At 69.2% G+C, this 15,022-nt stretch carries 13 protein-coding genes; 3 read left to right on the plus strand and 10 right to left on the minus strand.

Features of this window, described 5'->3' with window-relative positions; all coding sequences use genetic code 11:
* Positions 1-4: 4 nt before the first annotated feature.
* From AB0H50_RS04265 to ctaD, 9 genes are all read right to left on the minus strand, one after another.
* Positions 5-1,213 carry a class I SAM-dependent methyltransferase gene (locus tag AB0H50_RS04265; protein ID WP_357446448.1) on the minus strand — a complete coding sequence of 403 codons (1,209 nt, stop codon included), beginning with the start codon at positions 1,211-1,213 and terminating at the stop codon, positions 5-7.
* A complete protein-coding gene (locus AB0H50_RS04270; protein WP_357446451.1) occupies positions 1,214-2,191 on the minus strand; it encodes a class I SAM-dependent methyltransferase in 978 nt (325 codons plus the stop codon).
* Positions 2,192-2,370: 179 nt separating this feature from the next.
* Positions 2,371-3,147 (minus strand): enoyl-CoA hydratase-related protein, encoded by a 777-nt coding sequence (locus AB0H50_RS04275; RefSeq protein WP_357446454.1) that lies wholly within the window; start codon positions 3,145-3,147, stop codon positions 2,371-2,373.
* A gap of 132 nt (positions 3,148-3,279) precedes the next feature.
* Positions 3,280-4,050, minus strand: coding sequence for an NUDIX hydrolase (locus AB0H50_RS04280; RefSeq protein ID WP_357447277.1), 771 nt, complete (start codon positions 4,048-4,050; stop codon positions 3,280-3,282).
* A gap of 118 nt (positions 4,051-4,168) precedes the next feature.
* A complete protein-coding gene (locus tag AB0H50_RS04285; RefSeq protein WP_357446457.1) occupies positions 4,169-5,002 on the minus strand; it encodes an ABC transporter ATP-binding protein in 834 nt (277 codons plus the stop codon).
* A 338-nt stretch (positions 5,003-5,340) separates the two neighbouring features.
* Positions 5,341-6,117 (minus strand): aminoacyl-tRNA hydrolase, encoded by a 777-nt coding sequence (locus AB0H50_RS04290; RefSeq protein ID WP_357446460.1) that lies wholly within the window; start codon positions 6,115-6,117, stop codon positions 5,341-5,343.
* Positions 6,118-6,588: a protease inhibitor I42 family protein gene (locus tag AB0H50_RS04295; RefSeq protein WP_357446463.1), complete on the minus strand. Its 471-nt coding sequence runs from the start codon at positions 6,586-6,588 to the stop codon at positions 6,118-6,120.
* Positions 6,589-6,750: 162 nt separating this feature from the next.
* Complete coding sequence (serB, locus tag AB0H50_RS04300; RefSeq protein WP_357447280.1) at positions 6,751-7,971, minus strand: phosphoserine phosphatase SerB; 1,221 nt, start codon at positions 7,969-7,971, stop codon at positions 6,751-6,753.
* A gap of 195 nt (positions 7,972-8,166) precedes the next feature.
* The gene (ctaD, locus tag AB0H50_RS04305; protein ID WP_357446466.1) at positions 8,167-9,909 is read right to left on the minus strand and encodes a cytochrome c oxidase subunit I; all 1,743 of its coding nucleotides are present in this window, start codon (positions 9,907-9,909) and stop codon (positions 8,167-8,169) included.
* A gap of 273 nt (positions 9,910-10,182) precedes the next feature.
* Here ctaD and AB0H50_RS04310 point away from each other — a divergent pair, with 273 nt between their 5' ends.
* Together AB0H50_RS04310 and AB0H50_RS04315 are read left to right on the plus strand one after the other, a co-directional pair.
* Positions 10,183-10,980, plus strand: a complete 798-nt coding sequence (locus AB0H50_RS04310; RefSeq protein WP_357446469.1) for a VOC family protein — start codon at positions 10,183-10,185, stop codon at positions 10,978-10,980.
* 79 nt (positions 10,981-11,059) lie between these two features.
* Positions 11,060-12,130: an ABC transporter substrate-binding protein gene (locus tag AB0H50_RS04315; protein ID WP_357446472.1), complete on the plus strand. Its 1,071-nt coding sequence runs from the start codon at positions 11,060-11,062 to the stop codon at positions 12,128-12,130.
* 479 nt (positions 12,131-12,609) lie between these two features.
* On the opposite strand, the gene nrdF is transcribed toward AB0H50_RS04315, so the two are convergent.
* Positions 12,610-13,572: a class 1b ribonucleoside-diphosphate reductase subunit beta gene (nrdF, locus tag AB0H50_RS04320; protein ID WP_357446475.1), complete on the minus strand. Its 963-nt coding sequence runs from the start codon at positions 13,570-13,572 to the stop codon at positions 12,610-12,612.
* Positions 13,573-14,052: 480 nt separating this feature from the next.
* Between nrdF and AB0H50_RS04325 the strand changes: the two genes are divergently transcribed.
* Positions 14,053-15,021 (plus strand): hypothetical protein, encoded by a 969-nt coding sequence (locus AB0H50_RS04325; protein WP_357446478.1) that lies wholly within the window; start codon positions 14,053-14,055, stop codon positions 15,019-15,021.
* The last annotated feature ends 1 nt before the right edge of the window (position 15,022 follow it).

A 15,022-nucleotide genomic window follows, 5' to 3' on the forward strand; every position in this document is an offset into this window, starting at 1 on the left:
GCGCTCACGACGCGGCGCGCGCGGTACACAGGAACACCGTCGCGGTGCGGCCGATGCGGGTGATCACCAGGGTGTAGGGCGCGCTGCCTTTGAGCTTCAGTCGTTTGCGCAGCGCGTCCGGGTCGACGTCCACGCCGCGCACCAGAATCTCCAGCGCTCCGCACTCGCGGCGCGCCAGCTCCTGGCGCAGTGTCTTCTCGCGCAGCTCGAGCCGGTCCGCGATACGGAAGCCACGCACGCCCGCGGGCACCGCATCGCCGGTGAGGTAGGCGATGTGCGGATCCAGTTGCCACAGACCGTGTCTCGCGGCGTAGTGCCGGACCAGCCCGGCTCGCACGATCGCGCCGTCGGGATCGATGATCCACTCGCCCGGCGAGCGCTCGGGCAGTTCGTCCGGCTCGGCGTCGGTGAGCACCTCGGGATCGCGGCGCGAACTCAGCACCGTCGCGCGCCGGGCGACACCGGCTTCGGTCAGGCCCGCCGACCACAGGCAGGCCTCGCGCACCGCGCCGTCGAGCGAGACGACCTCGATCTCGCCGTGCCAGTCCAGGCGGTCGAAATCCAATCCGGGCGCGCACTTCACGGCGATGTCGCGGCCCGCGTACGCGTCGAGCAGATCGGGCAGCGGAGGTTGCAGTTCGGCCGGGTCGTGGGTGCGGCGGCCGTCCGCGCGACGGGCCGGATCGGCGACGATCACCGTGCCGGTGCTGCTCGGCACGACGGCATCGGCCTTGGCCAGCAGCACATTTCGCGGCCCGGCCGGATCGCCGCCGGACAGCGGCGCCCAGCGGGAGCCGAGATTGTGCGCGGCCATCGCCAACCGCACCTCGTCGAGGTCACTGCCGACGACGGCGGGGCACACCTCGGCCAGTTCGACGAGTTCGGCGCCGATGGAGCAGGTGACGTCGTGCACGGCCCGGCCGGCCAGCCGGGCCGCCCGATGGCGGGCGACCGGCGTCGGCGTCGCCTGCTGGAGCGCGTCGTCGGTGAAGAGCCAGTCCCCTGCGCCGTGCAGTTTGGCGGCGGCTTTGCGCCGCAGCCGCACGGTTTCCACGAGCGCGGCGGCGTGCTCACCGTGATCGCGACGCACCCGCTCGATATCGCGCAGGTGCGTCGCGGACGTCAGCTCCAGCCGCTCCACCTCGGCCAGCGCGGCGCGTCCTGCCGCGCAGGCGAGGAACGCGATGTCCGCGCGACCGAAGCGGTAGCCCACCTACTTGGCGGACGCGCCCGGCTTCACGCCGGTGATCATGGCGTTGTAGAAGAACTGGCGCGGCACCACGCGACGCATGATGTTCTCGTCCACCCAGCTCAGTCCGAGCCACGCCCGGTACATCGCCATCCGGTAGCCCATGGTGAGCTTCTCGGCGGGCACGGCCGCCTCGAAGGTGCGCACCGGCCAGCCCCACAGCGCGGCGGCGAATTCCTCGGTGCTCGCCTTGACCTCGACGGCGCCTGCGGACGTGGCCATCGCTTCGAGATCGCGCGGATCGAAGGTGTGCAGGTCGACGACCGCCTCCAGCGCCGCGGCGCGCGAGGACTCGTCGAGCTCCTCCTGCGGGCGCCGCCAGCCCGCCAGGGCGGGCAGCTTCGTGACGGTGGTGGTGGCCTTCCAAGTGATGCGGCCGAGCCAACGGGCGTAGAAGTTACCGGCGGTGGTCGGCTCGCCGGCGAAGACGAAGCGACCGCCCGGCTTGAGCACGCGCAGGCACTCCTTGAGCGCCAGCTCCACATCCGGGATGTGGTGCAGCACCGCGTGACCGACGACGAGATCGAAGGTGTCGTCGTCGTAGGGGATGGTCTCGGCGTCGGCGACTCGGCCGTCCACATCCAGACCCAGGTTCTCCGCGTTGCGCAGCGCCACCTTCACCATGCCCGGCGAGAGGTCGGTGACCGAACCGGACTTGGCGACGCCGCCCTGCATCAGGTTCAGCAGGAAGAAGCCGGTACCGCAACCGAGCTCGAGCGCCTTCTCGTAGGGCAGCGGCGCGGGGCCGACCGCGGCGTCGAAGCGGCCGCGGGCGTAGTCGATACAGCGCTCGTCATAGGAGATGGACCATTTGTCGTCGTAGGTCTCGGCCTCCCAGTCGTGGTAGAGCACCTGGGCGAGCTTCGTATCCTTGAGCGCTGCTTCGACCTCGGCCTCGGTGGCGTGCGGGTTCGGCGCGGGGTCGTCGGGACGTACCGTCATGGTCGCCTAGCCTACATAAATCCCCAGATGAAGCCCGCTGTCGGCCCGGGCATTCCGCGACCCGCTGGACGGATGGTCAGAGGAGAACCTGTTCCGATCAGGGCAATCTCCTGGCACACCCCGCGCAGACCGAACGGTCTGTGTGCGGGCGGCCGCCCGCAACGCCCGTCCGGACGAATTCAGCGTCCGACGAAAGCCGCGGATCCGGGCCCGTCGGCGACGAAGGATTCCGTCCCGATCCGGCGATCCTCGGTACCGAACAACCCGGCCCATTCGCCGCGCGCGCGATCCAGACCGTGCGGGCCCGCCTCGAACACCGCCTTGGCCGCGGCCAGCGCGCGTCCCGGCCCGTCGGTGAAGCGTTCGGCCCAGCGCAGCGCGGCGGCGAAGACGTCGTCCGGCGCGACGACCTCGTCGACCAGACCGAGCGCCTTCGCCTCGTCGGGCTCCACGAAACGTCCGGTGTACACGAGATCCTTGGCCGAGCCGGGGCCGATCAGCAGCGACAGCCGCCGGATGCCCGCGAGCGGGATCAGTCCCGCGTGGATCTGCGGCAGCCCGAGCTTGACGTTGTCGCCGATGACGCGGCGATCGGCGCCGAGCGCCAGCTCCAGCCCGGCCCCGAGGCAGTACCCGCTGATCGCGGCGACGGTCGGCTGCGGAACCCTGGCCAGGCAGCCCAGCGCGGCTTGCACGTCGGCGGCCATGGCCGCGGCCTGGTCGGCGTCCAGCGCGGCCAGCTCGGCCACATCGTCGCCCGCCGAGAACACCCGCTCGTCCCCGTAGACCACCAGGGCGGCGACGCCGGCATGCGCCGCGACCGCCTGCGCGGCCTCGGCCACTTCTCGCACCACCTGAACGTTGAGCAGGTTCATCGGCGGACGAGCGATCCGCAGGACGGCGACGCCCCGCGCACCATCCCCTTCCGGCAGCTCCAGGGTCACGAATTCGGCCATGCCACGCACGCTACCTCGCGCCCCCGCAGCGTCCCGCATCACCGATGCCGCAACAGACCCGACGCCCTCGCAGATCTTGTGCACGCGGCGCGTGCAGCCCCCGCGAGGCGCGTGGAAGTGTGCGGGGAGCTCTTACCCGCGGGCGGAACCCCTGAGCTTGGCGGTTTCCGGGAGATCGGCGAAGTAGCGGTCGTTGCCGGGAAAGCTCAGCGCCTTGGCGCCGTTCTCCTCGGCGAGCTCCGGCATGATCGGGTCGATCACCGGTTCGGCCGCGAAGATCTCCGCCGTCGAAGCGAAGCCGCTGAGGGCGTCGAGCTGGGACCAGGTCGGCGGAAGCAGGATGTCGGTGCCGGCGCGCCAGCGGTCGAGGGCCGCGGCCGGGGTGCTCCACTGCACTTCGGCGGCCTCGGTCGTCGCGCCGTCGGCCAGCTGACCCTCCGGCAGGACCGCGACGAAGAAGTGGGTGTCGTAGCGGCGCGGTTCGACCACCGGGGTGATCCAATTCGCCCAAGGCCGCAACAGATCGGCGCGCAGCACCAGCTTCTCCTCGGCCAGGAAGGCGGCCAGGGACAGTTCGCGGCGCTCCAGCCTGCCGCGGGCGTCGCGGTACGGGGTGGTGTCGCCGACGACGGTGTCGGCCGTCGGACCCGCCAACAGCACACCGCATTCCTCGAACGTCTCCCGCACCGCCGCGCACACCAGCGCCTTGGCGCGCGGTTCGGTGGTCGCGAAACGCTCGGCCCACCAGGCGGGATCGGCGCCCGTCCAGTCGATCTCGATGGTGCTGTCGGCGGGATCGACGCCGCCGCCGGGGAACACCGTCATGCCTGCGGCGAAGGCCATCGCCCCGACCCGTCGTTGCAGGAACACCTCGGGACCGTTCGCCCCGTCGCGCACCAGCATCACCGTGGACGCGTCCTTGACGGGCGGGGGATCCTGCGGCCGATCGCCGGGGGACGTCGTTGTCTCACTCACACCTGCACCATAACCGGCGCAGCCGGACGAAGTCCCCGGCGTCTCGCTACCTGGACCGGTGCTGCCCCGCTTTCCGCGCGCGCCGGGCGAAGTAGCGGCCGTCGACGCGGTCCAGCGCGATGGCCTGGCGGAAGGCGTCGCTGAGATTCTCCGAGGTGAGCACATCGGTCAGCAGGCCCTGGGCGACCACCTCGCCCTCGTTGAGCAGCAGGCCGTGGGTGAAACCGGGCGGGATCTCCTCCACGTGGTGGGTCACCAGCACCATCGCCGGTGCGTCTGGGTCGGCCGCCAGATCGCCGAGGCGCTCGACCAGCTCCTCGCGACCGCCGAGGTCGAGGCCTGCCGCCGGTTCGTCGAGCAGCAGCAGCTCCGGATCGGTCATCAGAGCGCGGGCGATCAACACCCGCTTGCGCTCCCCCTCGGACAGGGTGCCGTAGGTGCGGTCGGAAAGGTGTTCGGCGCCCAGGCTTTCCAGCATGTCGATGGCGCGGTCGGTGTCGACGTCGTCGTAGCGTTCGCGCCAGCGGCCGAGCACGGCGTATCCCGCGGACACCACGAGATCGCTGACCTTCTCGTCCAGCGGCACGCGATTGGCCAGCGCCGCCGACGAGAGGCCGATGCGCGGCCGTAGCTCGTTGATGTCGACCTTGCCGATCACCTCGCCGAGCAGGTGGGCGATTCCGGAGGTCGGGTGCATTTCAGCGGCGGCCATGCGAAGCAGGGAGGTCTTGCCCGCGCCGTTCGGGCCGAGCACGACCCAGCGTTCGTCGAGCTCGACCTGCCAGGTGACCGGACCGACGAGGGTGTGCCCCGAGCGTCGGACGGTCACGTCGGTGAAGTCAATGAGCAGATCGGGATCCGGTTGCGGCACGCGCTCCATCTTGGCCCACCTGCGCCCGGTTTGCCCGACCGACCCACATCGGTCGCACCGAACGGGCCAAACGCGCGACGACAGTTCGCCGCCTGGCCCGTGCGGCACGCGGCCGAGCCGACGGCGGCCCACCGAGCGGGCGGAACATCCTGGCGACGATCAGCGCCAGCGGCAGTGAAAGGAGCACCCATCCGGCGAGAATCAACAGCAGCGTCGTCATGACATCCTCCGGAGACGGCGAGGCCGAGGCCCCGTTCCGTCACAGATACCCAAATACCCATCGCCCACACCCGGCCGCGGTGCAGTGTGCCGACCGGCCGCGGGTTCCAGCCTCTCCCCGCCGCCGTTCACCAGGACTCGGGCGGCACGGCGATCACCGTCAGCGAACCCGGAGCAATCTCGGTGAAGCCGGCGTCGCGCACCGCCACCGCGCCGCCCGCCGCCACCCGCTCGGTGCACGCCCGCCACTGCGCCACATCGGCTTCGCGTACCGCGCAATGGAATTCGCGATCCGCCCACCGGTAGGCGTCCTCGGGACTCAATGCGGCCGCGAGCAGCATACTTGCGTGGCCGACCTGCGCGGCGCTCTTGCCCAGCGTCATGCCCAGCGCCGAATTCACCCAGAGGACAGGCAGATGCGGGTCGGGCGGGCCGGGCTCGTCGTGCTCGAGATCGGTGCCGCCGATCTGTAGCTTCTTGATTCGAGGGTCCACCTCACCGACCGCGCTCGGCACGAAGGCACGCGCCTGCGCACCGCCGACCGCCACGGTGACGCCGTCGACGTCGCCCGCCGCCAGCCACTGGGCGCCGCGGGCACGCCGCGCCACCTTGCGAATCCGGGACCGCTTCCACGCGAGATACGGTTGCGCCCACGGCCCGTCCGGGCCGACCCGCTCGTCAAGGCACAGCGCGACCGCCGAAGCCGCCGCGGCGGCGAGCAATGCGCTGCGCGGCGGCGGATCCGCCTTCGGCAGGTACAGCACCATCTGCATGGCCTGCACCTGCTCGGGGTCGTCGGAATCGCCCGCGCCACCGTAACCGAGCGCGAGCTCCGCGTGCCGGATGCGGAATCCCTCCTCCCCCGTGGACAATTCGTCCACGGTGCCGCTGTCCGGGCTGCTCATTCACTTCACCTCGACCCTCAACGTGAACTTCTGCGCGGGCTCGACGCCGTGCTCCCACGGACGCGCGTACTCCAATGCAAGCTCGGTGACGCCCGCGGCATTCCCGACGAACGTCCACACCGCGCTGCCGCCGGAGCCCGGCGCGATCGGACGGTCGGCATCCGGCCGGTAATCCGGCTCGCCCGCGGGCCGGAGCACGCTCTGGTCCAGTGCCGCCAGCCGCCAGCCGTATCCGGTGGACGGATTCGAGGGCAGTGTCACGATCAATTGCCCGCCGACGCGCAGCGAGCGCTGTTGCCCGCTGTCGGCCTCGGTCACGTGCATGGCATCTCCCGAAGGCTCGACGTTTCCGGAAGGTTCGGCGCGGGTGGACACGGTCGACGTTGCCTGCGTGCGCTCCTCGTGCCCGTCGTCGGTTCCGCACGCGGCGAGCGCCACGCCGAGCAGCAGCACAACCAGGGACTTTCGCACCGCATCCTCCGATCACCGAACGATCACTCCGCGACCAGCCTAATGGCGCTGTCGGACACGGTCCGTCGATCGCCCGCGCACGGCCGGAGCGCAGGCGGGTACACGCCTGACGAACGCTGCCGAGGGCACGCCGCTTGGGCGAAAAACGTTGCGCCGCGCGGACTACTGGATCAGCGGCACCCGGCGCATCAGCCCGTCGCGCGCGTCGGCTGCCTCCACCTCGTGCCTGGTGACGCCGAGGATGAACAGCACCGCGTCCAGGTAGGGGTGCGACAGCGCCGCGTCGGCGACCTCGCGCAGCGCGGGTTTGGCGTTGAAGGCGACGCCGAGCCCGGCGGCATTGAGCATGTCGATGTCGTTGGCGCCGTCGCCGACCGCGACGGTCTGCTCCATCGGCACCCCGGCCTCAGCGGCGAACTTGCGCAGCGCGGTGGCCTTGGCGGCGCGGTCGACGATGTCGCCGACCACGCGGCCGGTCAGCTTGCCTTCCTTGATCTCCAGCGTGTTCGCCTGCACGAAGTCGAGTTCGAGTTCGTGCGCGAGCGGCTCGATGACCTGGCGGAACCCGCCGGACACCACACCGCAGCGGAAGCCGATGCGGCGCAGCGTGCGAATGGTGGTGCGCGCGCCAGGGGTCAGCTCGATCCGGTCGGCCACCTCCTCGATGACCGATTCGTCCAGCCCCTCCAGGGTCGCGACGCGCTGGCGCAGCGATTCGGCGAAGTCGATCTCGCCGCGCATGGCCGCCTCGGTGACCTGGCGGACCTGCTCCTCGACGCCCGCGTGCGCGGCGAGCATCTCGATGACCTCGCCCTGGATCAGGGTCGAGTCGACGTCGAACACGATGAGCCGCTTGGCCCGCCGCGCCAGCCCGGCCCGCTCCACCGCCACGTCGACCTCTTCGGCGACCGCCACCTCGGCCAGCGCGGTGCGCAGCCTGGAGTCGGTGTCGGCGCCCGTGTCGGTCGCCGAGACCAGCAGCTCCATGCCGGTGACCGGGTAGTCGGCGATGCCGCGGATGGTGTCGATGTTCGCGCCGAGCGTCGCTAGCTGACGCGACACCGCGCTGAACGCCCGCGCGGTCACCGGCGCACCGAGAACGACCACCGCGTGCGTGGACATCGGCGCCCGCCCGATCGCGGCCCCCACCTCGACGTCGACGTTCATGCCGACGGTGTTCATCGCCTCCTCGAGCTCGTCCTGGAGCTCTTCGGGATCGTTCGGGCAGGTGACCAGGACACCGAGGGTGAGCCGGCCGCGGATGACGACCTGCTCCACATCCAGCAGGCTCACCTGGTGCCGCGACATCGCCGCGAGCAGCACGGACGTCACACCGGGCCGGTCGGGTCCGGTGACAGTGACGAGAACGGTGGTGTCGGCCAAGGCGGTGCGCTCCAAGTCTGTGTTCGATCGGCGGCGTTCCTGGGCTCTACCGTATCGCCACTGAAGCACAGCGACGGCAAGCAGCAAGGTGTACGCCGGGCCACATAGGGGGAGCCGTCGACGCCGCACTACGCAGGGTAAACGCGCATGCACCCGCTGAGTTGTCAACGGGTGCATGCGCGTCGCGTTGTAATGCTAGTGCTTTACCAGCTCGCCCTCGTGGACGGCGGTGGCGTGCTTGCCGGAGCCCCAGCCCACGTGCGCCTCGGCACGCATGCGCTCCACCATGTGCGGGTAGTGCAGCTCGAACGCGGGGCGCTCGGACCGGATGCGCGGCAGCTCGTAGAAGTTGTGCCGCGGCGGCGGGCAGGTGGTCGCCCACTCGAGGGAGTTGCCGTAGCCCCACGGGTCGTCCACCGTCACGACCTCGCCGTAGCGGTAGCTCTTGAAGACGTTCCAGATGAACGGCAGCATCGAGGCGCCGAGGACGAACGCGCCGATGGTCGAGATGGTGTTCAGCGCGGTGAAACCGTCGGTGGGCAGGTAGTCGGCGTAGCGACGGGGCATGCCCTCGTTGCCCAGCCAGTGCTGCACCAGGAACGTGGTGTGGAAGCCGACGAAGGTCGCCCAGAAGTGCCACTTGGCCAGACGCTCGTCCACCATGCGGCCGGTCATCTTCGGGAACCAGAAGTAGATGCCCGCGAAGGTGGCGAACACGATGGTGCCGAAGAGCACGTAGTGGAAGTGCGCGACCACGAAGTAGGTGTCGGACACGTGGAAGTCCATGGGCGGGCTGGCCAGGATGACACCCGACAGACCACCGAAGAGGAAGGTCACGAGGAAGCCGATCGACCACAGCATCGGCGACTCGAAGGTCAGCTGACCGCGCCACATCGTGCCGATCCAGTTGAAGAACTTCACGCCGGTCGGCACCGCGATGAGGAAGGTCATGAACGAGAAGAACGGCAGCAGCACCGCGCCGGTCGCGTACATGTGGTGCGCCCACACCGCGATGGAGAGCGCGGCGATGCCGAGGGTCGCGTACACCAGGGTGGTGTAACCGAAGATCGGCTTCCGGCTGAACACCGGGAAGATCTCCGAGACGATGCCGAAGAACGGCAGCGCGATGATGTACACCTCGGGGTGGCCGAAGAACCAGAACAGGTGCTGGTAGAGCAGGATGCCGCCGGAGGCCGGGTCGTAGATGTGGCCGCCGAGGTGGCGGTCGTAGGCCAGGCCGAACAGCGCCGCGGTGAGCAGCGGGAAGGCGAGCAGGACCAGGACGCTGGTGACGGCGATGTTCCAGGTGAAGATCGGCATCCGGAACATGGTCATGCCGGGCGCGCGCAGGCAGACCACGGTGGTCAGCATGTTCACGCCACCGAGGATGGTGCCGAGACCCGAGACGGCGAGGCCGAGGATCCACAGGTCGGTGCCGACGCCGGGCGAGTGCAGGATGTCGCTCAGCGGGACGTACGCGGTCCAGCCGAAGTCCGCCGCGCCGCCCGGGGTGATGAAGCCCGCGGTCGCCATCGTGCCGCCGAACAGGTACAGCCAGTAGCTGAACGCGTTCAGGCGCGGGAAGGCGACGTCAGGGGCTCCGATCTGCAGCGGCAGGATGATGTTGGCGAAGCCGAACACGATCGCGGTCGCGTAGAACAGCAGCATGATCGTGCCGTGCATGGTGAACAGCTGGTTGAACTGTTCCGGGGAGAGGAACTGCAGGCCGGGGCGCGCCAGCTCGGCACGCATCAGCAGCGCCATCAGACCGCCGACCATGAAGAAGCTGATCGCGGTCACCAGGTACATGGTGCCGAGCACCTTGGGGTCCGTGGTGGTGACCATCTTGTAGAGGAAAGAACCCTTGGGTCCGGTCCGGGCCGGATACGGTCGAGTCGCTTCCAACTGAGGGACTGGTCTGGGCTCTACCGCAGTCACTGATCCTCCTGAAGGTGCCTTTAGGTCGCTCCGCGAGCTCCGCTGCTCGCCTTCATCCCGTTCCCGAGACAGCGGACAGTTCGCTTGCGCTCCTGAGATCGTAAACGGTGCCGTCACGGCCGACAGCACGGGTCCTACTCTGCGTCGTATTTCGTTGGTCACCGGTCATCCGCGGTACACCTCCGGATCTCCCGTGGCGTGCGCCGATGAGTTCTTCCCGTGGCGGCCGTCTCTATCTATGACAATCGTTCGTCACCTGTGAGGAGACCGTCCATGACCACCCCGAAGCCGGGCGACCCCGTCTGGGTCGACCTCTACACCGCCGATCCCGAACGCAGCATCGCCTTCTACGGCGACCTGTTCGGCTGGACCGTCGACCGCGCGGGCGCGGAATTCGGCGGCTACCTCACCTTTCGCAAGGACGGCAAGGCCGTCGCGGGCGGGATGGGCAGGATGGACGATGGCGACACCGGACCGGATCGGTGGACCGTCTACCTGTCCGCACGGGACGCCCGTGCCACCGTCGCGGCCGCGACGGCGCACGGCGGGTCCGTGATCGTGGAGCCGATGGACGTGGGCGACCTCGGCACGATGGCGGTGCTCGCCGATCCGGACGGCGCGGGCATCGGCGTCTGGCAGGCCGGCACGTTCGGCGGAGCCGAGACCGAGGCCATCGTCGAGGGCGGCCGGTGGCGCAATCACGCGGGAGCGCCGTCCTGGTTCGAGCTGCACACCCGGGCGTACGAGGCGTCCCTGGCGTTCTACCGCGAGGTGTTCGGCTGGTCCGACACCTTCGAGATGCCCGGCGCACCCGACTTCCGCTACACGACCATCCACTCGACCAGCCCGATGCTCGGCGGCGTGATGGATGCCTCGGACTTCCTGCCGCCGGGCGCTCCCGCAGGCTGGACGGTGTATTTCGGCGCCGACGACGTGGACAAGGCGGTCGCCCAGGCGGTCGCGCTCGGCGGCAAAGTCGTCTCGCCCGCGCAGGACACCCCGTACGGACGAATGGCCACGGTCGCCGATCCGACCGGCGCGGTCTTCCATCTCGGCGGCGACGTCGCCTGAGGTAGCGGGTTCGTTCGCCGAGGCGCGGGCCGCCACCCGCGCCTCGGCGGCGACTTCCGACGCCTGTACCCTCTCCGGCATGCCGGTGAGCGCCCTCGTTCGCACCCGAAACCGCACTGTCGCCACCCGTTACGGCACGGCCGCCGTCGCGGCCCTCTGCGCCGCCGCGCTGGCCGGCTGCGGAAACCAGTCCGACGACGCGAGTTCGATCATCCGCACCACCACCAACATCGCGGGCGCAAGTGTCGTCGGCTTGGAGCGTGACACGACGCGAGCCTGCGCACTGCCCAGCGCACCCGATCAGCCCTCGGGCACCCGCAGCGTCACCCACGCCGCCGGGGTCTCCGAGGTACCCGCCGATCCGCAGCGCATCGTCGTGCTGACCACCTCCGCGCTCGACGCAACCTGTGCGCTCGGCCTGTGGGAGCGTGTCGTCGGTGCGGTGACCGTGGATGGCGGCGGGCGTCCGCAGCCCGAGTTCCTCGGCACCGGCGTGCTGAAGGTTCCGAGCATCGGCACCGCCGTCGCGCCCGATCTCGCCAAGATCGCGGAGCTGCGTCCCGACGTCATCATCGGCGAACAGCCTTCGGGCGCGGCCACTTTCGACGCGCTGCGAGCCATCGCACCGACTGTGCTTGTCGGCGCTCCTGCCAGCTGGCAGGCCCAGTTCGGCGCCTTCGCGGAGGGGCTCGACCGGCGCGGCGCGGCGACCACCGCGCTGGAGAACTTCCACACCGAGGCCGCCGACATCGGCACCGCTATCGCCGCCAACCAGAGTCAGGCGTCGGTCGTCCGCTTCACCGGTGACGCCATTCAGGTCCAGGGCGCCAACAGCTTCGCAGGCCAGGTCCTGGCCGACGTGGGCGTTCGGCGGCCAACGGCCCAGCGCGGCGTGTCCTTCGACGTCGCGTCCGGCGAGCTCGACACGAAGGTCGAAGGCGACATCGTCTACGTCGTCCTGGCCGGTGAATCGGGTAAGGAACAGGGCGAGAAGGTGATGCGCGGCGACGAGTGGAAGGAGCTCGGCGCCGCCACCGACCGCCGCGTCTTCGCCGTCGAAGACAGCGTCTGGCACGGCGACGGCCTCACCGCGGCCCGCGCGCTGCTGACCGATCTGCAGAAGACGCTCAACGGGTACGTCACCGACTGACGGCTCGTCCGACTCCTCGGCCCCCTACCACCGCCGGACCGCCCACGCTGGGCGTTCGTCCAACCTATCGTGCGCGAATCCCCCACTCCGCGACACGAATTCGCGTCCACCACGACACGCTGGCCGTGACCGGGCGGACCGCTTTTCTCGATGGGATTAGCCAGCCACCCGCGCCTCCTGATCCGTGCCGTCGATGGTCACGGTCGGGGTCCACGTCTGGTGGGATCGGCGCTCGACCTCTTCCGGCGTGCTGTTGTCGGCGTCCGACAGCAGCCACGCGCGCGCCGCACCGATCCTGCGGTCGTGCCCGATCCCTCCGCCTGAGACAGCCGCGAAATCCGAGAACCGTTCCAGCGGAGGCAGTTTCGGCGCACCGCCCGGCCGCAAAGGCGGTCCGCCGCCGGGCCGCTGAGACGCGCGAACTCGGGAAAACGAATCGAGGCCCCGCGTCCGGCGGGGCCCCGATCAGGAGTGGCGGGTCAGAACTCCCAGTCCTCGTCCTCGGTGTTGACGGCCTTGCCGATCACGTACGACGAACCCGAGCCCGAGAAGAAGTCGTGGTTCTCGTCGGCGTTCGGTGAGAGGGCCGACAGGATGGCCGGATTCACGTCGGTCTCGTCCTTCGGGAACAGCCCCTCGTAGCCGAGGTTCATCAGCGCCTTGTTGGCGTTGTAGCGCAGGAACTTCTTGACGTCCTCGGTGAGGCCGACCTCGTCGTAGAGGTCCTGGGTGTACTCGACCTCGTTGTCGTAGAGCTCGAAGAGCAGCTCGAAGGTGTAGTTCTTCAGCTCATCGCGCTCGGCCTGGGAGACCAGCTCAAGGCCCTTCTGGTACTTGTAGCCGATGTAGTAGCCGTGTACGGCCTCGTCGCGGATGATCAGGCGGATCATGTCGGCGGTGTTGGTCAGCTTGGCGCGCGAGGACCAGTGCATCGGCAGGTAGAAGCCGGAGTAGAACAGGAAGCTCTCCAGCAGGGTGGAGGCCACCTTGCGCTTGAGCGGGTCCTCGCCGTTGTAGTAGGCCAGCACGATCTCTGCCTTGCGCTGCAGGTTCCGGTTCTCCTCGGACCAGCGGAAGGCCTCATCGATCTCCTTGGTGGAACACAGCGTGGAGAAGATGGAGCTGTAGCTCTTCGCGTGCACCGACTCCATGAACGCGATGTTGGTGAGCACCGCCTCCTCGTGCGAGGTCAGCGCGTCCGGGATCAGGCTCACCGCGCCGACGGTGCCCTGGATGGTGTCCAGCAGGGTCAGGCCGGTGAAGACCCGCATGGTCAGCTGCTTCTCGTCGGCGGTCAGCGTGTTCCACGAGGGGATGTCGTTGGACACCGGGACCTTCTCGGGCAGCCAGAAGTTGCCGGTCAGCCGGTCCCAGACCTCGGCATCCTTCTCGTCGGGCACCCGATTCCAGTTGATGGCCGATACCCGATCGATCAGTCTCATCCTGCCTCCACACCTTTCCCGAGCACGCTGCCGTCACGGAGTTCCTACCACTGAACACTACTCCTAGTGGCTCAGAACTCCATGCAGCACAACACCTTGTGTCGCTGCGGCGCACGTCACGGACGACCATTCGCCATGAGCGCATCGCGCGCGGCACCTATTGTGCGGCACCCGCCCGCGGCCGAGCGCAGCGGTCCACCCGCGGAGCCGATCGATCGCCAGCCGTTAGCCATCGCCAGTAGTTAGCGGTCGGCGCCGATGCGACGAGCGCCCGTGGTCGACCCCGCGGCGCCGGTTTGCCGGTACCGAATCGGTGCCGCGCCCGCCGAGGCGGCCGGGATACAACAGATCATCGACTCCGCATACCTCACCTGGAACCCGGCCGCTTCCACCTGGACCGTTTGGCCCACACCGCACAGTCGGGCAGACTTCTGCACCAGAAGTCGCGCACTCGGCGCGGCGCAAAGGGGGGATTCACGCGTGTTGCGCGTGTTCGCGACGGCCTTCGCCGCCGTCATAGTCGTGCTCGGTGTCGCGGCCTGCCAGGACGAGCTTCCGACCACGCCCGCCGGGCCCGTCATCTCCTGGTCGACTGCTCCCGCCTCCGACGAGGAGTACCTCGCGGTCATCGCCGCGGTGCGCAGCATCGATCCCTGCGCCATCATCCCTCGTGGGGAGCTCGCTGCGATCGGCACCGTGGTGAAGGTCGAGGCCCGCTCCATCGATACCTGCGAGGCCACGCTCGACTCCGCCGAGTTCGGCAAGAGCACGATCTTGCTCTGGTCGCTGGGCATCTCACGCGACCCCGTCGAAGGATCGGACACAACGGAACCGCCGACCCGAATCCGCGACGCGACAATGGTTGTCGACCGAGAGGCGGGCGCCGCTGAGCAAGGTTCGATGACCCGGACGTGCATGGCCATCGGCCAGTTCCCTGCCACGGTCTTGCTCAATGTGAACGTGGTGACCCCCGCTGATCAGTTGCCGTGCGCACTGGCGAAGAAGGTGATGCCGAACGCTCTCGACGTGCTACGCACCGCGCCGGCTGCGGGCACGTCACCGGATACGCCGAAAACCGTTCTGTCCGGAGCGGATCCGTGCGCGGTCCTGGATTCCCTAGGGACGACGACGCCCGCGTCCAAGCATTATTTGTTCGGGTGCGTGTTCCAGTACAAGGGCTCCTATGTCGATCTCCAGTACGCCTACGAAGGCGAACTGATCGCAACGGGCGGCACCCCCGTGCTGGAGGTGAACGGCCATCGCGGCTACGACCGGCGCAGCACCACCGAGACGTACTGGTACTCAGTGATTGTCGGCCCCGCGTTCGGCACGGCGGATCCGAAGACGACGATGGGCCGCCAGTTGCCGGTGGCAAGACTGATGGGCCGCGATCCCGAGGTCCTGCGGGAGGTCCTGCAGCACGTCGCCGAACTGTTCCCGGCGAGCTGAA

Source organism: Nocardia sp. NPDC050793, from assembly GCF_040654065.1.
Classification (GTDB): domain Bacteria; phylum Actinomycetota; class Actinomycetes; order Mycobacteriales; family Mycobacteriaceae; genus Nocardia.

Excerpts from the sequence above, each read along its gene's own strand:
- AB0H50_RS04285 (WP_357446457.1), bottom strand. The coding sequence starts at position 5,002 with ATGGAGCGCGTGCCGCAACCGGATCCCGATCTGCTCATTGACTTCACC.
- AB0H50_RS04270 (WP_357446451.1), bottom strand. The coding sequence starts at position 2,191 with ATGACGGTACGTCCCGACGACCCCGCGCCGAACCCGCACGCCACCGAG.
- AB0H50_RS04275 (WP_357446454.1), bottom strand. The coding sequence starts at position 3,147 with ATGGCCGAATTCGTGACCCTGGAGCTGCCGGAAGGGGATGGTGCGCGG.
- AB0H50_RS04315 (WP_357446472.1), top strand. The coding sequence starts at position 11,060 with ATGCCGGTGAGCGCCCTCGTTCGCACCCGAAACCGCACTGTCGCCACC.
- AB0H50_RS04310 (WP_357446469.1), top strand. The coding sequence starts at position 10,183 with ATGACCACCCCGAAGCCGGGCGACCCCGTCTGGGTCGACCTCTACACC.
- AB0H50_RS04290 (WP_357446460.1), bottom strand. The coding sequence starts at position 6,117 with ATGAGCAGCCCGGACAGCGGCACCGTGGACGAATTGTCCACGGGGGAG.
- AB0H50_RS04280 (WP_357447277.1), bottom strand. The coding sequence starts at position 4,050 with ATGCTGGTGCGCGACGGGGCGAACGGTCCCGAGGTGTTCCTGCAACGA.
- nrdF (WP_357446475.1), bottom strand. The coding sequence starts at position 13,572 with ATGAGACTGATCGATCGGGTATCGGCCATCAACTGGAATCGGGTGCCC.